Origin of the sequence: Nonomuraea sp. H19 (assembly GCF_052068215.1) — a bacterium.
Classification (GTDB): Bacteria; Actinomycetota; Actinomycetes; order Streptosporangiales; family Streptosporangiaceae; genus Nonomuraea.
In genome coordinates, this window is sequence record NZ_JBQHCV010000001.1 from 533676 (window position 1) to 552224 (window position 18549).

The 18549-nt window shown below is 70.9% G+C and carries 16 protein-coding genes; 10 read left to right on the top strand and 6 right to left on the bottom strand.

Features of this window, described 5'->3' with window-relative positions:
• Positions 1 to 3: 3 nt before the first annotated feature.
• The gene (locus ACTMTI_RS02440) at positions 4 to 1836 is read right to left on the bottom strand and encodes a hypothetical protein (protein WP_441117914.1); all 1833 of its coding nucleotides are present in this window, start codon (positions 1834 to 1836) and stop codon (positions 4 to 6) included.
• A 220-nt stretch (positions 1837 to 2056) separates the two neighbouring features.
• Between ACTMTI_RS02440 and ACTMTI_RS02445 the strand changes: the two genes are divergently transcribed.
• The 5 genes from ACTMTI_RS02445 to ACTMTI_RS02465 all read left to right on the top strand — a co-directional run bounded on the left by ACTMTI_RS02445 (position 2057) and on the right by ACTMTI_RS02465 (position 9852).
• Positions 2057 to 3643, top strand: coding sequence for a hypothetical protein (locus ACTMTI_RS02445; protein ID WP_441117915.1), 1587 nt, complete (start codon positions 2057 to 2059; stop codon positions 3641 to 3643).
• A 104-nt stretch (positions 3644 to 3747) separates the two neighbouring features.
• Positions 3748 to 3882 (top strand): hypothetical protein, encoded by a 135-nt coding sequence (locus ACTMTI_RS02450; protein WP_441117916.1) that lies wholly within the window; start codon positions 3748 to 3750, stop codon positions 3880 to 3882.
• Between the two features lie 8 nt (positions 3883 to 3890).
• The gene (locus ACTMTI_RS02455) at positions 3891 to 4688 is read left to right on the top strand and encodes a glycosyltransferase (protein WP_441117917.1); all 798 of its coding nucleotides are present in this window, start codon (positions 3891 to 3893) and stop codon (positions 4686 to 4688) included.
• Positions 4685 to 5809, top strand: coding sequence for a glycosyltransferase family 4 protein (locus tag ACTMTI_RS02460; RefSeq protein WP_441117918.1), 1125 nt, complete (start codon positions 4685 to 4687; stop codon positions 5807 to 5809). The genes ACTMTI_RS02455 and ACTMTI_RS02460 overlap by 4 nt, the downstream gene beginning before the upstream one ends.
• Entirely contained in the window at positions 5806 to 9852 is a 4047-nt protein-coding gene (locus tag ACTMTI_RS02465) for an alpha-(1->3)-arabinofuranosyltransferase domain-containing protein (protein ID WP_441117919.1), read from the top strand. Before ACTMTI_RS02460 ends, ACTMTI_RS02465 begins: the two co-directional genes overlap by 4 nt.
• Here the strand turns inward: ACTMTI_RS02465 and ACTMTI_RS02470 are convergent.
• The 5 genes from ACTMTI_RS02470 to ACTMTI_RS02490 form a co-directional block, all read right to left on the bottom strand.
• On the bottom strand, positions 9776 to 10987 hold the full coding sequence (locus ACTMTI_RS02470) for an acyltransferase family protein (RefSeq protein WP_441117920.1): 1212 nt from the start codon (positions 10985 to 10987) through the stop codon (positions 9776 to 9778). The genes ACTMTI_RS02465 and ACTMTI_RS02470 overlap by 77 nt on opposite strands.
• A gap of 427 nt (positions 10988 to 11414) precedes the next feature.
• Complete coding sequence (locus ACTMTI_RS02475) at positions 11415 to 12131, bottom strand: class I SAM-dependent methyltransferase (RefSeq protein ID WP_441118144.1); 717 nt, start codon at positions 12129 to 12131, stop codon at positions 11415 to 11417.
• A gap of 51 nt (positions 12132 to 12182) precedes the next feature.
• A complete protein-coding gene (locus ACTMTI_RS02480) occupies positions 12183 to 13031 on the bottom strand; it encodes an AfsR/SARP family transcriptional regulator (protein ID WP_441117921.1) in 849 nt (282 codons plus the stop codon).
• Between the two features lie 339 nt (positions 13032 to 13370).
• Positions 13371 to 14159, bottom strand: coding sequence for an SDR family NAD(P)-dependent oxidoreductase (locus ACTMTI_RS02485; protein WP_441117922.1), 789 nt, complete (start codon positions 14157 to 14159; stop codon positions 13371 to 13373).
• A gap of 51 nt (positions 14160 to 14210) precedes the next feature.
• The gene (locus ACTMTI_RS02490; RefSeq protein WP_441117923.1) at positions 14211 to 14816 is read right to left on the bottom strand and encodes a nitroreductase family protein; all 606 of its coding nucleotides are present in this window, start codon (positions 14814 to 14816) and stop codon (positions 14211 to 14213) included.
• A 225-nt stretch (positions 14817 to 15041) separates the two neighbouring features.
• Here ACTMTI_RS02490 and ACTMTI_RS02495 point away from each other — a divergent pair, with 225 nt between their 5' ends.
• The 5 genes from ACTMTI_RS02495 to ACTMTI_RS02515 all read left to right on the top strand — a co-directional run bounded on the left by ACTMTI_RS02495 (position 15042) and on the right by ACTMTI_RS02515 (position 18537).
• Positions 15042 to 15614, top strand: a complete 573-nt coding sequence (locus ACTMTI_RS02495) for a hypothetical protein (RefSeq protein ID WP_441117924.1) — start codon at positions 15042 to 15044, stop codon at positions 15612 to 15614.
• A gap of 215 nt (positions 15615 to 15829) precedes the next feature.
• A complete protein-coding gene (gene fabG / locus ACTMTI_RS02500; RefSeq protein ID WP_441117925.1) occupies positions 15830 to 16594 on the top strand; it encodes a 3-oxoacyl-ACP reductase FabG in 765 nt (254 codons plus the stop codon).
• Between the two features lie 31 nt (positions 16595 to 16625).
• Positions 16626 to 16943, top strand: coding sequence for a phosphopantetheine-binding protein (locus ACTMTI_RS02505; RefSeq protein WP_441117926.1), 318 nt, complete (start codon positions 16626 to 16628; stop codon positions 16941 to 16943).
• On the top strand, positions 16940 to 17446 hold the full coding sequence (fabZ, locus tag ACTMTI_RS02510; RefSeq protein WP_441117927.1) for a 3-hydroxyacyl-ACP dehydratase FabZ: 507 nt from the start codon (positions 16940 to 16942) through the stop codon (positions 17444 to 17446). The genes ACTMTI_RS02505 and fabZ overlap by 4 nt, the downstream gene beginning before the upstream one ends.
• Positions 17443 to 18537: an aminomethyl transferase family protein gene (locus tag ACTMTI_RS02515; protein WP_441117928.1), complete on the top strand. Its 1095-nt coding sequence runs from the start codon at positions 17443 to 17445 to the stop codon at positions 18535 to 18537. The genes fabZ and ACTMTI_RS02515 overlap by 4 nt, the downstream gene beginning before the upstream one ends.
• Positions 18538 to 18549: the final 12 nt, after the last annotated feature.

Consider the following 18549-nt stretch of genomic DNA (forward strand, 5'->3'; position numbering starts at 1 on the left):
TTCTCACCTCACCGGCTGGAGCGGGGTCGGGGCGGCGTTCCTGGCAGGCTTGGGGACGCCCACCCTGATCTCGCCGACGCAGGCGGACCGGCCGTCCACCGTGCTCAGCACCAGGTCGGTCCCGCCCCCGTCGACGGCGGCGTACGTCCAGCCGAGGTCCTTGCCGGCCGGCACCCGCGTCTCGGCCGCGCCGAGCCGCACGGACAGCGTGGTCTCCTCCGGGTTCAGATAGCTGATCTGGGCGGTCCAGGAGCCCTTGGGCAGGGGCAGCGGAAGCCGGAAGCGGACCTCCGCCGGGCCGACCGGCGTGCAGGCGGACCGTCCGGGGACGACGACGCCCTCGACGCTCACCGGGCGCAGGCGGCCCTGCTCGTCGAAGGTCAGCGGGTCCCTGACAGGCCCGTTCAGCCGGCTGGTCCAGGTGACCGGGTGGGTGGCGAGGGGGCCGAGCACCTTGGACGTCAGCGCGTACTCGTAGAAGAACGTCGCGTAGACCACCTTCGGCGGAACGTACGTGTCCAGGATGGCGGCGCCGGCCGGGGCGCGCTTGAGCGCCAGCCGCGCCGTCTCCACGTAGCTCTTGACGTGCTGCCCGAGGGGGAGCCGGCCGTAGGCGGTCACCGACGAGATGGAGCCGGCCGCGAAGACGGCCGCCAGCGGCACCCACGCGAACCTCAGCCGGGGCCGCGGGCGCAGCCAGGGCCGCTCCTCGCCCTGCAGCGGGATGAACGCCAGGCCGATCACCAGCGCCAGCACCATGGCCGTGGAGGAGATGTAGCGCAGCTCGAAACCGCCCAGATCCGGGCCGAGCTGCTCCAGGCGGCCGATCATCACCGGCACCACGTCCGCGAGCACGACGTAGCCGAGCAGGACCAGCCAAGCCAGCCAGGCCCGCCTGCGGTAGCGGATCGACGCGATCACCACCACGGCCGCCAGGCCGAGCGCGGCCCAGGCCAGCGGCGGGGGCGTGGCGGCGATGGCGTAGTCGTCCCCGATGGGCAGCCACTTCCATGGCCCGCCGAACGAGGTGGGCGCCAGCGAGCCCCACAGCAATGTCCAGGCGAACCCGGCCGCGAGCGGCAGGCTGGGCAGGCTCGGCTGCACCGTGTCGTCCGTGAGCTGCACCGAGGTGAAGAGCTGGCGGAAGAAGATCACCGCGTACACCGCGATCACCCCGGCGTACAGCGCCCAGGCCGGCCACTGGCGGGGCCGGCGCAGCCAGCCCAGGCTCAGGGCGAACGCGAGCACCAGGATGAACGGCGCCTTCACGAAGAAGACCATCCCTGCCACCGTCCACGCCGCGGCCGCCAGCGCGTGACTGAACCGGCCGGTCCTGGCGTAGAGAACGTGCGAGCTCAGCGCCATCGGCAGCGCGATCTGGAACGGCAACGTCTCGATCACCACCGCCCACCACGACAGCGACGAGATCGTCATCGGGGTCAGCAGGTAGAACGCGAGCGGTGCCAGGATGGCCGGGCGCGCCCCGAACAGCAGCCACAGCAGCCGGAGCAGGGCCAGGCCCGCGGCACCCAGCAGCGTCAGCGTCACGGCGTGGGCCAGCACGTCGTTGTAGACACCCAGCCGGCCCAGCGCCCACTGCATCGCGAACGGCCCGGGCACCAGGTGCCCGTAGTCGACCCGCATGAGGTAGTCCCAGGTCAGGCCGTTCTCCAGGCCGCGCGCGATGAAGGTGAAGTCGTCCTGCCTGAAGTAGGAGCGCCGTACGAGGTCGAACTTCCAGACCAGCTGGACCGCCACCATGACCAGTCCGGCGGCCAGCACCACGTCGCCGCGCGCCCACGGACGGCTCTCGGCCGTCGCCTCGCTTGTCGTCACTCCGTCCCTCAAGCCCCGTTCTCCGCATGATCGGCCACGCGCCGCGTAGTGCTTTGCGGTGCTTTGTCAGTGAGAAGAGCTGTACAAGAGTTACCCGACCACACGAGAGCGCCCGGGACCGCGGACGAGGCGATCATGAGCAATGTGGGCCTAGCGGGAAGACTAGCCATCGAGGGATTTGCCGGGAATGTCTGTGGCTAGGTTGTGATGTCATAGCGGGATGCCACCGACCAGGAGAGCCGGAGCGGCCTGCGCCCTGCTCGGTCTCGTCCTCGGCTGCCTCGCACTCGGGCCCGCGCTGGGGTGGGGGTTCGTCCTGGTCCAGGACATGGTGTTCGTGCCGGAGCCGCGCTTCTCGCGCTTCACCTTCGGGCTCACCGGCGGCGCACCGCGAGTCGTGCCGAGCGACGCCGTCGTGACCGCGCTGGCCACGGTCGTCCCGGCCGAGCTGGTGCAGAAGGCGATCCTGCTCGGGGTGTTCGTGCTGGGCTGCGCGGGCGCGGGCCTGCTGGTGCCGTCGGCCGCGCTGGGTCCCAGGCTGGTGGCGGGGGCGTTCTACGTGTGGAACCCGTACGTCGCGGAGCGCCTCCTGATGGGGCAGTGGGCGCTGCTGCTGGGCTACGCGGGCCTGCCGTGGGTGGTGCGGGCGGCGTGCGCGCGCCGCCGCCTCGCCGTGGCGGTGTTGCCGGCCGCCGTGGGCGGATTCGCCGCGATGGCCGTCACCGCGATCACCGTCCTCCCCACGGCCTGGTACGCCCGCCGCGGCCGCAGGGTGGCGGACACCGCGCTCGCGGGGACGATCGTGCTGGCGTTCAGCCTGCCGTGGCTGGTGCCCGCGCTGGCCCGGCCACACGCGCTGAACGGCGACGGGGTGGGCGTGGACGCGTTCGCCGCCCGCGCCGACGGCCCTTTCGGCACGGTGGGCAGCCTGCTGTCGCTCGGCGGGGTGTGGAACGCCGACGCGGTGCCCGCCGGGTACGACACGCCGGTCGCCGCCCTGGCCAGGCTCGTGCTGGTGCTCGCCGGGATCGCGGCGGTCGCGCGCGCCCGCGACCTGCCCTGCCGCATGGGGCTCGCGGTGGCGGCGGCCATCGGGTTCGCGATCGCCTGCCTCGGCGTCACGGCTCCCGGCCGGGCGGCGCTCAGGTGGCTGGTGGAGCTTTGGGGCGGGTTCGCGGTGCTGCGCGACGCGCAGCAGTTCGTCGCGCCGCTCGCCCTGCTGGCCGCCGTGGGGCTCGGACTGCTCGCCGCGCGGGCCGCCGCCGAAGGAGGCCGCCTGGTACGGGCCGGGGTGTCGCTCATGGTGCTGGCGCCGGTGGCCGTGCTGCCGACGCAGGCCTGGGGGGCGTTCGGCCGGCTGGAGGCGGTGGCGTACCCGCGGAGCTGGTTCGAGGCCAGGGCGGCGATCCAGGCGGATGCGGTGCCGGGGGACGTCCTGGTGCTGCCGTTCGAGTCGTACCGCAGGTTTCCATGGAACGGCGGGCGGGCGGTGCTCGACCCGGCACAGCGCTTCTTCGCCACGCCTGGGCGCGAGGTGGTGGCCAACGACTCCGTACGGGTGGGCACCATGGTCGTCGCGGCCGAGGACAGCCGGGCGCGCGAGGTAGAACGCGTACTAGCGGGGACTGCCCCGAACCTGGCTGCGGCGGGGTTTCGGTACATCCTGGTGGACGCGGGGACGGCCGTGGAGCGGGAGTGGTTCGCTCGGTGGGCCCGCGGGGCCACCCTTGTGGTCGATCGTCCTGAGCTGCGGTTGTACAGATTTCAAGCGCCAGCGGCGAGGTCAGAAGTGGATCAACCCTCTTGATCAGCGACTTTATTAAAATTCAGTCTAACTACTAGCGAGTAAGGAGAATTGGTTCTAAGTTTGGGGAGCGCCCAGATCATCGCCGCCTCAAGGAGGAATCCCCGGTGATCAAGATCCTCTTAGCAGCGATCATTGGCGTCGCCCTAGCCGCACTAGTGGCGACCGTCACCACAGTCTCCCTCACCGGTGCCGCTGCGACACCGGTGAACCAGCCGCTCTATAACTACGGCGACCGGTAACAACAGCCATGCTGCCCTCCCGTCAAAGGGACGAGAGGACGAGCCGACCGACACTGCTTGAGATCGTCGTTCCCGCGCACAACGAGGAACGGCGTCTTCCGGGGGGGCTCCTGCAGCTGTGCGCGAAGCTTGCCTGCCTGCCGTTCCCGACCGCTGTCATCGTCGTGGACAACTCCAGCACCGACCGCACCGCCGAGATCGTCAGGACCTGGCCGCAAGGGCCGGTTCCGGTGCGGCTCATCGAATGCCCGACGCCCGGAAAGGGCGCCGCGGTCCGCGCCGGACTGCTGGAGACCACCGCGCCCTTCGTCGGATTCTGTGACGCCGACATGGCTACCGACCTGTGCGCCGTCGAGCCCGCCTGCGGACTGCTGCTCTCCGGCGAGAGCATCGTCATCGGCTCGCGCGCGCATCCCCAGGCCGACGTGGAGAACCGGCACAGCAAGGTCCGTGAGCTGGGGGCCTTCGGATTCCGCGCGCTGGCCCGGGTGCTCGTGCCCGGGGTGAGCGACACGCAGTGCGGGTTCAAGTTCTTCGACGGCGGGCTCGCCCGGGAGATGGCCGCCCGGCTGCGTACCGACGGCTTCGCCTTCGACGTCGAGCTGCTCGCGCGCTGCGTCGCGGCCGGCGCGTCCGTGCTCGAGATCCCGGTGACGTGGCATGACGTGCCCGGCTCGCGCTTCTCCCCGGCCCGGCACAGCCTGAGCATCCTGCTGGAGCTCGTCCGGATATGGCTGCGGCTGCGCGCGGAGTCGAGCGGGGCGCTCAAGCTGAAGCAGCCGCTGGACCCTGTTGGGTATCCGTGAACATCGCCATCGTCAACTGGCGCGATCCGTGGCATCCCGCCGCAGGGGGTGCCGAGGTCTATGCCTGGGAGCTGGCCAGGCGCTTCGCGGCCGCCGGCGACCGGGTGTGGTTCGTCACGGCCCGCGCCCCCGGGCAGGGCCGCCGGGAGAGCGTCGAAGGGGTGCGGCTGGTCCGCATGGGCGGCCCGTTCACCGTCTATCCCTTGGTGCTGCTCTGGATGGTGTGCCGCCGCAACCGGTTCGACGTGGTGTTCGACTGCCAGAACGGCATCCCGTTCTTCACCCCGCTGGTGGCCGGGCGGCGTGCCCGGGTGCTGTGCGTGGTGCACCACGTGCACGACCGGCAGTTCGAGGTGCACCTGCCGCGGTGGCTGGCCGCGCTCGGCCGCTTCCTGGAAGGGCCGGCGTCGCGGTGGGCGTACCGGGGGCGCGAGAGCGTGGCCGTGTCGCCGTCGACCGCGCACGCCATGCGGGAGCGGCTCGGGTGGCGCGGGCCCATCCACATCGTGCCGAACGGGGTGCCGGCCCGGCTGCGGGCACCGCGCCCGAGCGCCGCGCGGAGCCCTTGGCCGCGGCTCGTGTGCGTCGGCAGGCTCGTCGCGCACAAGCGGGTGGAGCTGCTGCTGGAGGCCGTGCCCGAGCTCAGGAAGCGCTGGCCGGATCTGGTCGTGGACGTCATCGGCAGAGGGCCGGAGGAGGCGCGGCTGCGCGCTACGGCGCCCGAGGGCGTCATCCTGCACGGCTACCTGCCGGAGGCGGACAAGGAGCTGCTCGTCTCCGCCGCCTGGCTCCAGGTCAACACCTCCCAAGGCGAGGGATGGGGGCTGTGCGTGCTGGAGGCCGCCGCGCTGGGGGTGCCGACGGTGGCGTTCGACGTGGACGGGCTGCGTGACGCGGTACGGCCCGGAGAAACCGGCTGGCTCCTGCCCGAGGGAGCGGACCTGGCCAAGGGCATCGCGGCGGCCGTTGACGAGCTCAGCGTGACCTCAGACACCTATAGCGCGAGATGTCGGAAATGGGCGGCGCAGTTCTCCTGGGACCGCAGCGCGGAGCGGCTCACCGCCCTCATGCGCAACCGGCGCCTCCCGGCCCCGGCCACTCTGGAGTGGGAGGAACGGTGACCGAGCAGGCGAGGCACCGGCTGTGGCTGGCGATCTGCTGCCTCGGCTTCGCCGTGATGTCGTTCACCACCAAACCCGGCAGCATCATCTCCGACACCAAGGTCGACCTCGCGCTCAACCCGATGGGCTGGCTGGAGCGCGTCGCCCACCTGTGGGACCTGCAGCACTTCGGCCAGCTCCAGAACCAGGCGGCCGGCTACCTGTTCCCGATGGGACCGTTCTTCGCGCTCGGCGACCTGGCCGGGCTGGAGCCCTGGGTGACCCAGCGGCTCTGGTTGACGGCGCTGCTCTGCCTGGCCTTCCTCGGCGTGGAGCGGCTGGCCAGGCAGCTCGGCATCGGCGGTCCCGGCACCAGGATCGCCGGCGCGCTGGCGTACGCGCTGGCGCCGCGCACACTGTCGATCCTCGGCGAGATCTCGATCGAGTGGCTGCCCGCAGCCATGCTGCCGTGGATCCTGATCCCGCTGCTCACCGCCGCGGAGACGGGTCAGCGTGCCAGGGGCGCGATCAGGTCGGGACTGGCCGTGGCGCTCTGCGGCGGCGTGAACGCGGTGGCGGTGCTGGCCGTGCTGGTCGCCCCCGTGGTCTACATCCTCACCCGGCCGCGCCCGGTGCCGCGCTGGCGGCTGCTCGCCTGGTGGACCGGCGCGGTGTCGGTGGCCACGCTGTTCTGGTGGCTGCCGCTGCTGCTGGTGGGCCGCTACGCGTTCTCGTTCCTGCCGTACACCGAGACCGCCTCGACGACCACGCAGGTCACCTCGCTGACGAACGTGCTGCGCGGCGCCTCCGACTGGGTGCGCTACCTGACCGTGAACGGCGTCACCACGCAGCCGCCCGGGTACGAGATCGCCACCTCGGCCGCCATGGTCGTGGTCACCGGCCTGCTCGCCGCGCTCGGGCTGGCCGGGCTGGCCCGGCGCGACCTGCCCGCGAAGGGCTTCATCGTCATCCTGTTCCTGATCGGCACGGCGGCGCTGGTCGCCGGGCACATGAGCGCGCTGGAGCCGATCGTCGCCGAGCCCGTGCGCTGGCTGCTCGACGGGCCCCTCGCGCCGCTGCGCAACCTGCGCAAGTTCGACCCCCTCGTACGGCTGCCGCTGGCGTTCGGCCTGGCCCACCTGCTGGCCGGAGCCCGGCTGCCGGTCCGGTCGGTGGCCGTGGCGTCGTTCGCCGCGCTGGTGCTGCCCGTCTTCAACCAGGGACTGGCCCCGCCCGGCGACTTCAAGGAGGTGCCGCTCTACTGGCGGCAGGCCGCGGCGTGGCTCAACCAGAACGCGGGCGACGACGGCGTGCTGGTCGTGCCCGGCGCCAAGTTCGGCGAGTACCTGTGGGGCCGGCCGATGGACGACCCCCTGCAGCCGCTGTCCACCGCCCGCTGGACCGCCAGGCAGGTCACGGCGGCCGGCTCCGTCGGCATGACGAGGTTGCTGGACGCCATCGACCAGCGGCTCACTTCGGGCCACGGCTCCGCCGGGCTGACCGAGGTACTGCGCAGGATGGGCGTGCACTACCTGCTCGTCAGGAACGACCTGATGCGGGCGAACCTGCAGGACGCCTGGCCGTCACGGGTCTACGAGGCGTTGCGCGAGTCCCCGGGCATTACCAGGATCGCCTCGTTCGGCGGTGAGGTGGGCGACACCGCCACCGACGACGCGATCGACTCGGTGGACTGGCCCTTCCCCGCGCTCGAGCTGTACCGGGTGTCGAACAGCACCGACATGGTCAGCGTGCAGCCCGCCGCGGACGCGCTGGGCGTGCGCGGCGGGCCGGACTCGCTGCTGACGATGGGCGACCTCGGCCTGCTCGGCGACGGCCCGGTGCTGGTCGGCGGCGACGCGGGAAAGATCGGCCTGCCTACCGTGGTCAGCGACGGGCTGCGGCTGCGCGAGCGGCAGTTCGGCGAGATCAGGTCCAACTGGTCGGCCACCCTGACCGCCGATCGGCGCGAGGACTTCACCGGCGTCAAGGAGCTCGACCTGCTGGAGGACGGCTGGCTGAACGAGACGGCCACCACCGAGTACGGCGGCATCTCGGACGTCACCGCCTCCTCATCGGTCGCCGAGGCGGACGCCGTGCCAGGCCTCAGCACCCCCGGCCGCGGTCCCTGGGCCGCGCTGGACGGCGACCTGGAGACCGGCTGGGAGAGCGGCGGCTGGAAACCGCCGGAGAACGAATGGCTCCGGATCGACCTGCCGCAGCCGCGGGAGATCTCCCGGCTGCAGGCGACCTTCACCAACAACCTGCTGATCGGCCAGTCGGTCAAGCGGGTGGCAGTGGAGACCGAGGGCGGCCGGCTGGTGCAGGACGTCGCCCGGACCAACGACGCCCAGTGGCTCAACGCCCCGGCCGGGCCGACGAGCTGGGTGCGGATCAGGGTGCTGGCCACGTACGACGCGCAGTGGAGCTTCGTGCAGCGGGTCGGCATCACCGAGATCGCCATCCCCGGGGTGCTGCCCGGCCGTACCATCAGGCTGCCGGGTCAGGGCGGGGACGTCTTCGCCATGGACCGCGGGCTGGACGAGCGGCCGCGCTGCATGCGCAACAGCGCCCGCTGGGTCTGCAATCCGCTGCTGGTCAGGTCGGGGGAGGAAGGCGCCGGGTTCGACCGGACGTTCACGCTGGAGTCCAAGCGGAAGGCGAGCGTCCGGGGCACGGCGGTGCTGCGGGACGTGGCGCTCATCGACCGGTTCACCAGGCTCAGCGCCGACCTCACCACCGTGACCGGGTCGTCGGCGATGAGCAAGGACGCGGTGGTCGCGCCGCGGTCGGCGTTCGACGCCGACGGCGCCACCACATGGGTGCCCTCGCCGGACGACGCCGAGCCCACGCTCACGCTGGGCTGGCCGGGCAAGCGGACCGTCTCGCAGATCCAGGTCGCCCGGCCCGGCGGCGACAAGAAGCCGCTGGACGTGGTCGTGACCGGCGCCAAGGGCGAGGTCCGCGCCGGCCGGGTGGACGCCAGTGGCACCCTGCGGTTCAAGCCGCTCACCACGACCCGGATGAAGCTGCGCTTCTACCCCGCCTCCCGGCGGCTCCAGGTCACCGAGCTGGTGATCCCCGGCATCAGCCCGGCGAGCCGGCCGGCGGGCCCGCCGTTCCGGCTGGGCTGCGGGCTGGGGCCGAACCTCCAGGTGAACGGCGTCACCGTGCGGACCAAGGTCACCGGCACCTATGCCGACCTGCTGGAGCAGCGGCCGGTGCAGTTCACCGCGTGCGCGCAGGCCACGCTGCGGGCGGGCGACAACCGGGTGCGGGTGGCCGGCTGGGAGCCGTTCGCCGTACAGAACCTCGCGGTCGGTGCGATCCCGGCCCAGCGGGCCGCCGTGGAGGGCGCCGCCGTCCGCGGCACCTGGGCCCTCACCGAGCGCGAGGTACGCGTGACCGCGCCCAAGGACTCCTTCCTCGTGGTCAACGAGAACTTCAACGCCGGCTGGCGGGCCGAACTGGACGGTCAGGAGCTGCGACCGATCCGGATCGACGGCTGGAAGCAGGGCTGGCAGCTGATCGCCGGCACCACGGGCACGGTGCGCCTGGTGTACGCGCCCGACCAGCCCTACCGGCTCGCGCTCGGGCTCGGCCTGGCCGGGATCGCGCTGCTCGTGGTGCTCTCCCTGGCGATGCACGGTCCCCGTCCCGAGCACGTCAAGGAGACGGCCTCCGCGGCGGACTCGCGGCTGTCTCGCTGGCGCGTGCCCTACGCCGTGGTGCTGGGGCTGGCGTTCGGCGGGTGGGTGGCGAGCTGGCCGGGCATGCTCGTGGTGCTCGCCGCCGTCGCGGGCACCCTCTGGCTGCGGGTACGCCGCCCGCACCCGTACTGGGTGGCGGCGGGCCTGTTCGGCGCGGCGACGCTCGCGCTGGCCGCGGGGATGTTCCTGCGTAACCGTGGCGTGGCGGCAGAGCCGCTGCTCGACCAGGTCCCGCAGCTCCTGTCGTGCGCGGCGATGGGGTCGCTGTTCGGTCAGCTCGTCACGGCGCAGGAGCCGCCGGCGCCGGAGTCTGAGGCTCCGGCCGAGCAGGAGGTGCTGGCCGCCACCGGTGGCTGAGCCTGAGCGCGTTCTCCTCGACGAGGTGGTAGCTCACGGCACTCACCAGGAGCGAGGCCACGAGCGTGGGCATCGCCACGCCCACGAAGTCGCCGCTGAACACCGGCTCGCCGGTGACTTTGTAGAACAGCGTGATCACCGGCGCGTGCCACAGGAAGAAGCTGTACGAGATGCGCCCCAGATAGGCGGTCACCGGGTTGCCCAGCACCCGGTGCCGCAGCGAGTCGTGCCGGGAGGCGAGCGCGAACGGGGCCACCACCAGCACCGCCACCGCCGTCTCCAGGATCATCCGCCAGAGGGACTGTGACAGGCTGGGCAGCGTGAGCGTCCGTGGCCCGGCGAGCTCCGTGCTCAGCACCACGAACAGCAGCAGCGCCAGCACGAGGAGGTGCGGCGCCAGTGCGTCCACCACTTCGCTGCGCTTGATCCACACCGACAGCACGGCCAGCGCCATGCCGCAGCTGAAGTAGATCAGGTGGTTCGGCAGCCACAGCGCCAGCTGCGGCTGGTCGAGCACGTGCGACACGATGACGCCCACCAGCGAGATCACCGGCAGGACCGCGATGCCGCCCAGCAGCCTGAGCGGCCTGTTACCGCCGCGCGCCCAGCGGTGCAGGAGCCAGGCGAGCACCGGCAGCACCAGGTAGAAGGCCATCTCGATGGGCATGGTCCACATCTGGTACAGCCCGTCGGGCGCCCGTCCCTGCTCGAAGTAGTTCTGCAGCAGGAACAGCCACTTGAGCCAGCCCGTCCAGTCGAGCGTCCCCCAAGCCCACAGGGCCACCGCCGTGACCAGCCAGTAGGCGGGCAGGACCCGCATCGCGCGGCGCCACAGGTAGCGTCCCGCATGCGGCGACGGCGCGCCCTCCAGCACGGCGCGGGCCCAGGGCCGGTAGAGCAGCAGCCCGGAGAGCAGGAAGAAGATCGGCACGGCGACGCCGAGCCGGGTCGTCATCCAGGCGAACATGCCCTCCCGGTAGATCACCCCGGTGTTGCCGCCCACGTGCAGGAGCCAGACGCCGAGCGCGGCCAGCGCCCGGATCCCGTCGAGCGCGGCATCGCGCCCGTGGGCCGGACCTTCCCGGGACGGAGCTCCCTCGGCGTCTGCCGGCGGAGTCTCCTGAGCGGCGTTCACTGGAGTTTCCTGAGCATCAGGACGAGGTTCCACGTGACGAACTCCCTGACGACGGGGACTCGGAGACGGGAAAGAGCGTGCGCCGTAGCGATTCTTGGGCGGTTTGCCGTGCTCGCGCGTGTACCGCCACCGGTCTGGAACGTGTTCTAGGACATCGGGCGAGGATGGTGTAGTACGCCTGGGGTGTCGACTGCTCGGATCCGAACGCGCGGAACAGGTGGATGGAGCTGGCCAGATCGGCGCGCATACCCGCGACTCCCGTCCGTTGAGACATCCAGAATAGAACGTGTTCCGGTGCCTGGGTAGCGGATCGGGGGCACGCTCATGGACGCCGACGGCGCGCTGTTCGGCGGGCTCGTCAGAGGGCAGGAGCCGCCTGCTCGCGCGGGCGGCGCGCGGATGCCACCGAGGGCGGCGTTCCTGCCGTTCAGGGGCGTTTGCGCAGTACCAAGACCAGATTCCACGTGGCGAACTCCCTCACGATCGGCACCTGTAACACCGGGCGGCACCACCAGGGCAGGTAGCGGGGCAGCGCGTCCACAAGCCGGAGATCCTCGCGTGAGCGCGCCCAGCGCAGGCCGGCGGCCACGGAGACCGGATGCAGAGTGTGCCCGTAGCGGTTCTTGGGCGGTCTGCCGTGCCTGACCTCCCACCGGCGGGCGGCCCGCTCGCCGCCCAGGTAGTGCCAGGGCGAGGTCTCGTGCCCGCCCCAGGGTGACAGCCAGTTCGTGTACGCCAGGAAGAGCAGGCCGCCGGGCCGGGTGACGCGGGCCATCTCGGCCGCCATCCGCCATGGATGTGGAACGTGTTCCAGCACGTTGGAGGAGAAGCAGACGTCAACGGAGGCGTCGGCGAGAGGCAGGTCGAGTGCGCTGCCCAGCACCCCGCCGGATTCGCCGGTCCCGGCGAGTTCCCCCGCGTCGATGTCCACGCACAGGCAGCGGGCGCCGGCGCGCCGGAACGCCGCGGCGAAGTAGCCGGGGCCGCCGCCCACGTCAAGCACGGTTTTCCCGGCGAGGCCGGTGTAGTGCCCGAGTTGAGCGGCGGTGTCGGCGGCGAGCGTGGCGTAGTAGGCGCCCGGCGCGCTCTGCTCGGACTTGAACGCGCGGAACAGGCGTAAGGACCGGGTCAGGTCGGCGTGCATGCGCTTGTCTGGGGGCACTGCAGAAGCTTGTACGAGAACGTGTTCCGCTGTCTAGACAAAGGCGCCGGCGGGGCCTCCCCAAGTCACGTCGAGCGTGGCGTCGGCCGAGAGCATGCGCTCGTGCAGCCTCTGGACCGAGTGGGTGGGCTCGACCCCGGCACTGTCGATGAGCAGGCGGCGCAACTGCTGATAGGTGCCGAGCGCCTCGATCTGGCGGCCGTCGAGGTAGAGGGCGAGCATGAGCTGGGACCAGAGCCGTTCCCTGGGCTGCCTCGGGTTCATCACCGAGCGCAGCCGCTCGATGGAGTCGGCGTAGGCGCCACGTGCGATCAGCAGGTCGACCAGCTCGGCCACCACGCTGATGCGCTGCTCCTCCAGGTGGTCCGACTCGTCGCGGAGCGCCCTGAGCGTGCGGGTGTCCTGCAGCGCTCTGCCGCGCCAGGTTCGCAGCGCCTGGTCGAAGCGGTCCCAGGCGGTGATGTGGTCGTTGCGGCTGAGCGCGTGGCGGCCCTCGCGGGCCAGCCGCTTGAATCGGGTGACGTCCAGGCTGTCGGTGTCCACCGTGATGCGATAGCCGTTGGAGACCGTGTCGATCGGCGTGTCCGACGGGTCGTGCGGCGAGATGAACCTGCGTAATTCCCAGATGTAGGTCTTCAGGTTGCCGAACGCCGAGGCGGGTGGCGTGCCGTCCCAGAGCCGCTCGATCAGCGCTTCGGCCGGCACCGGCGAGTTGGCCTGGAGGAGCAGCAGTGCGAGCAGCTGGCGGTGCTTGGGACGCAGGGACGGCAGGTAGTCGCCGGTGCTCAGGCGGACGCCGACGTTGCCCAGCAGCATGAACTCGGGGCGGTTCCCGAGGGTTGGGGGCTTGTCCTGGTTGCTCCGGGCCGGCGGGGTGAGCACTGCACCTCTCCTTTCACGCATGCCAAGGAGCCCGAGTGCGTCGCAGTCGGCTGCCGGCCGGCGACGCAAGAGAGGGCCGAAATGCCTGCGAGGTGCGGGATGGTGCTCTGCGGTAGTCGGCGCAGCATTCCCTGCAAGCCTTCGACCCTGATAAAGGAACCTACTAGTTCCAGCCGATCGTGAAGATAATCGCCGTGCGGGCATGACGCAAGATCTTGTTCTGCGCTGCCGCGTGTGCTAGCAAGCGCTTGCCAGGCACGCCGATGTCCCGCACCGAGCCGCTGCCGGAGCCGCTGCCAGCACGGATGGACGCGCCCGCGGGAGGCGCGGGCCGGAGAGTCAGCGGCGCCGTCTGCGCTGGGCCTTCTGTAAAGATTCCGTCACATCGGGATAACCCCTGGTGTGAGCACCCCCGTCCACCATGAGCAGGTCACCGGTGATCCACGATGACTCGTCCGAGGCCAGGAAGAGCGCGGCGGGCGCGATGTCGGCGGGTTCCCCCATGCGGCCCAGCGGGGTGGCGGCGACGATCCCGCCGCGTAGCGGCGGCTGGGTGAGCGTCTCGGACAACGGGGTGGGCACCAGCCCGGGGGCCAGCGCGTTGACCCGGATGCCCGTGGCGCCGAGCTCCATCGCGGCGACCTTGGTGAGCATCTCCACGCCCGCCTTGGCGGCGCAGTAGGCGGCGAAGCCCTCGGCCGGCTGGCGCGCGGTGAGCGAGGCGATGTTCACGATCGACCCGCCGCCGGTCATACGCCGGGCCTGGTGCTTGACGGACAGGAAGACGCCGGTCAGGCAGACGTCCACGACCCGGCGCCACTCGCGCAGCCCGAGCCGGGTGATGGGCCCGAAGGTGCTCACGCCCGCGGAGTTCACGCAGACGCGCGGCGGTCCGAAGACGCGCACGGCGGCGTCCAGGCTCCGTTCGAGTGAGACCTCGTCGGTGACGTCGGCGGACGTGGCGAAGGCACGCTCACCGAGCTCGGCGGCGCAGGCGTGGACCCCTTTTGCGTCGCTGTCGAGCAAGGTGACAGCGGCCCCTTCGGTGTGGAAGAGCCTGGCGATCTCCCAGCCGATGCCCGAGGCGGCTCCGGTGACCACCGCGTGGCGGTCTGTCAGACGGTTCACGTGTGCTCCCGGCGGAGGTGGGGTGGTTGCCTCGGGTGAGAGGCAGGCCCGTCAGGCGTCCGGCCGCCAGACGGGGTCCGCGAGGTCGAGGCCGGCGTCGGCGCCCCACCGGTTGCGGTAGCTCACCTGCGAGGCCGGGCGCCGTACGGCCACGTCCCAGCGACCGGTGGGATAGCCGAAGGTGACCATGCAGGCCGGCCGCCAGCCCTCCGACTTTGGCACGCCCAGGATCCGCATCGTCGCCGTCGGGTGGTAGATGCCGAGCACGGTGGTCAGCGCGCTGCCCACGCCGTGCGCGCGAGCGGCGAGCTGGGCGCTCCACACGGCAGGAAAGACGGAGGCGCCCGAGGTATCGGTGGAGAAGGCGAACAAGAGCAGGGGATAGGTCTCGAAATTGTCCGCCAAATACTGCGCGGAGGCGAGGAAACGCCGCTCGCCCGCCTCCTCGGCCGTCCGCACAAGCGCTTTGTACGGGCCCGCGAACAGCCTGGTGAGCGCGTCGCGGTAGAGCGGGCCGAGCCGCTCCTTCACCGCCGGATCGTCGACCAGCAGAAAACGCCACTTCTGCTCGTTGCCCGCGCTGGGCGCACGGATCGCCGCGTCGAGGATGCTCCGCTGGACCTCGTCCGGAAGGGGATCAGGTTTCACTCTCCGCATGGCGCGCGTCGTGTATAGCGCCTCGAAAATATCCACACCTGCGCATGTTAGCGGCGAAAAACCGGCTTTTCCTGGGCGTGTATCGGGTGTGAACCAGGCGTGTACCCAGAATGGATTACCGAGCACCATTCTGCTATCCGGGAGGTAGTAATGCGCATAAGGAAATCGCACCGAATCGCAAGTGTGGCGCTCGGTTCCGCGCTCGTCGCCGCTTCCACTCTCTACATGACCCCGGCACACGCCGCGGTCACCACGCCGGTGACACTGGCCTGCCAGGCCGACTGGCCCTTCGACGGGATCGTCTTCACCACCACGCAGACGATCACGGCGAACACGCCCTCGTCCGTCTCGCGCGGCGCCACGTTCTCGGGCACCGGAACGTCGGCCCCGTACACCGTCCCCACGCAGGTGAACGGCGCCAACATCAGCGAGTTGCGTAACTTCACCCTCACGCTGCAGTTCACCGGTCCCGCCAGCGTGACGGGCGCCACCATCTCGGGTGGCTCCAACCTCGGCTCCGGCATCCCGTCGGTGAGCACCACGTCCACCACCGTGACGCTCACGGTGCCCGGACCGCTGGCCGCTGGGACCACCGTGACCCTGCCCAGGATCAGGATCAACGCCAGGGCGGGCAACACGACCGGCACCGCGGAGATGAAGGTCAAGGGCACCAGCTACGCCGACCCGGGGCTGCGCGTCACCGCTGTGGTGCCGTTCGACCCGGAGCCGCCGATCATCGCCCCCGCCGGCTGCTACCCATCGCCCAGCCCCGTGCTGGCCTCCATCCCCATCGTCTAGTCACGCCGCGAAAAAGTGCGGCAGGAGCGATCCGGCAGGCCCGTCCGGTGACGTCCCGGACGGGTCTGCCGCAATGCACCGGCAGCCCCGCACACGGGAGCGGACCGCCGTCCGCCTCACCAGAACGGTTCGCCGTCCGTGTCCCGCACGGGAGCGGACCGCCGCCCACACGCCGGACAGGACAGTTGAGCTTCCACAACTCGAGAGGAGTCCCGATGCTCTTCCCAGAGGGCACGGTGGCCCTGGTCACCGGCGGGGTCAAGGGGATCGGCAGGGCCGTCTCCGTGGACCTGGCCCATGAGGGCGCCGAGGTGATCGCGACCTACCGGCAGGACGAGGAGGCCGCCAAGGAGACCGTCCGGCTCATCGAGTCGGCCGGCGGGCGCGTCACCGTGGTCAAAGCCGACGCCTCCGACGAGGAGTCCGTCCGCGAGCTGTTCCGGGGGATCAGGCAGGCGCACGGCCGCCTGGACGTGCTGGTGTCCAACGCCGGGATCGTCCGAGACCGCCATCTCATCACCATGGGAGTGGACACCTTCCGCGAGGTCCTGGACGTCAACCTGGCCGGCACGTTCCTGTCCTGCCGGGAAGCGGTCAGGCTCATGGAGCACAACCGCAGCGGCTCCATCGTCACCATCTCCTCGGCCGCCGGCGTCTACGGAGGGCAGCCGGGGCAGACGAACTACGCGGCCTCCAAGGGAGGCATCATCGCCTTTTCCAAGACTCTGGCGACCGAGGTCGGCCGACGCGGGATCAGGGTCAACGTGGTGGCGCCCGGGTTCGTGGAGACGGACATGACGCACGGGATCTCCGCCGCCAAGCGCAAGCACTACTGCTCGAGGATCGGCCTGGGCCGGATGGCGCAGCCCGAGGAGATCGCCTACCTGGTGAGCTTCCTGGCCTCCAGCCGCGGCTCGTACATCACCGGCTCGGTTTACGACGTGCACGGCGGCGGCTTCGTGGTGGACGACCTCCCGTAGGCCTATGACATCACTCAAGAGGAGAACAAGCATGGACATTCAGGAGATGCGTGCGGAGGTCGAGCGCCGGCGCGCGACCTGCTCCCGCATCAAGGAACTGATCGTCTCGCGCCTGGACCTGACGATGGACCCGGAGTGGATCACCGACGACCAGTCCCTGTTCGGGCGCGGGCTGGAGCTCGACAGCCTCGACTTTCTCGAGCTCGCCGTCGGCATCGAGGTGGAGTTCGGAGTGGCGCTGTACGAGAGCCAGATCTCGGTGTTCGGCTCGGTCAGCACCCTGGCCAACTCGGTCGAGCCGGAACTGCGGCGCAGCCGTTGGCAGGCCGAGCTCGAAGTGAAGGCATGAACGACCCGGCGGCCCCGCGCGACCTCGACTGCGACCAGATCGCCCAGCTCCTGCCGCATCGCTGGCCGATGCTCATGCTGGACGCCGCGCGCGAGGTCGTTCCCGGCGTCAGCGCGATCGGGGTGAAGAACGTCACCGCCTCCGAACCGTGGTCCGTCGGCCACTTCCCGGGCAAGGTCATCCTGCCCGGCGTCCTGGCGGTGGAGGCGATGTGCCAGCTCGCGCTGCTGACCTGCGCCGTCGAGCGGGCAAGTCGGGGGGAGCACGCGGGCGTCGAGGGCTTCCTGACCAGCCTGCGTAACTTCAGGTTCCACCAGATGATCGTGCCGGGTGACCAGCTCGTCCTCAGAGTCGAGTGCGTCGCCGGCGCCAAGGGGGTCCGCGAGTTCCGCGGCGAGGGCAGGGTCGCCGGCGACGTGGTCGTCACCGGCGTGCTCACCGCCGCTTACGGCGACCGCCCGTCCAGCAACCCAAGCATGATCTCTGCAGGAGGCAGCAGATGACCATCGTGACGCACAGCACCTCCCCGTTACGGGCGGTCTACCCTGACACCGCCGAGTTCCGCACCGTGACCGGAGTGGAAACCATCTGGCGGGTGTCCGACCCGGCTGAGGAGTACGAGAGCCTGCGCGCCGGCGTCGGCCTCATCGACTGGGGCACCTGCCGCCTCATCGAGGTGCGCGGGGACCACGTGGAGTGGCTGCAGCGCGTGCTCACCAGGGATGTGGAGTACCTGGCCGGGGAGCGTACGGTCTGCAGCCTGGTCCTGGACGAGGCGGGCAGGGTGGTGGACATCGTCACCGTCTACGGCCGGGACGAGGGTGTGCTCCTGGAAAGCTCTGTCAGCGGCGGCGAGCGGCTCTGGGCGTACCTGAACGCCTGCGCGGACGGCGGAGTGGAGCTCGTAGACCGCAGCGGGGAGCTGACGGTCGTCGGCCTGGAGGGCCCGAGCGCCTGGCGGATCATCGGCCGGATCTTCGGCGAGGGCATGTCCACCATGCCGTACGAATCGACAGCCGACACCGAGTTCGACGGCAGGCAGGTGCTGCTCGCCCGCACCGGCGTCACCGGCGAGTACGGCTACAAGGTCATCGCCGACCACGACACGGCGCGCGTCTTCTGGCAGGCCGTCGCCGTGGACGCCACTCCGGTGGGCCTGGAGGCGGTGGAGACCACCATGCTGGAGGTTCGCCAGCCGATCATGCACCGTGAGGTGACCGACGAACTCGGCGTGATCGCGCAGGGGCTGGGCTGGCTGGTCGACTCGGGCAAGGAGTCGTTCACCGGCCGCGAGGCGCTGATGGCCGAGTTCGAGAGCGGGGCTGCCGTCCAGACCATCGGTTTCGCCGGCGCTCCGGACGGGACACCGCCGCCGCGCGGCGCCCGGGTGCTGGCGGACGGGCAGCACGTCGGCTCCGTGGTGCACGCGGTCGTCAGCGATCGGCTGGGCGCCGTCCTGGGCCTGATGCGGGTGGAGGTCTCGCTCGCAGCCGCCGGGCTGCCCTTCACGATCGAGCACGAGGGCGGGCTCGACGTCGAGACGCTCAACACGCCGTACGTCCGCCCCAAGAGCTGGATCACTCCGATCGCCTAGGAAAGGGACACC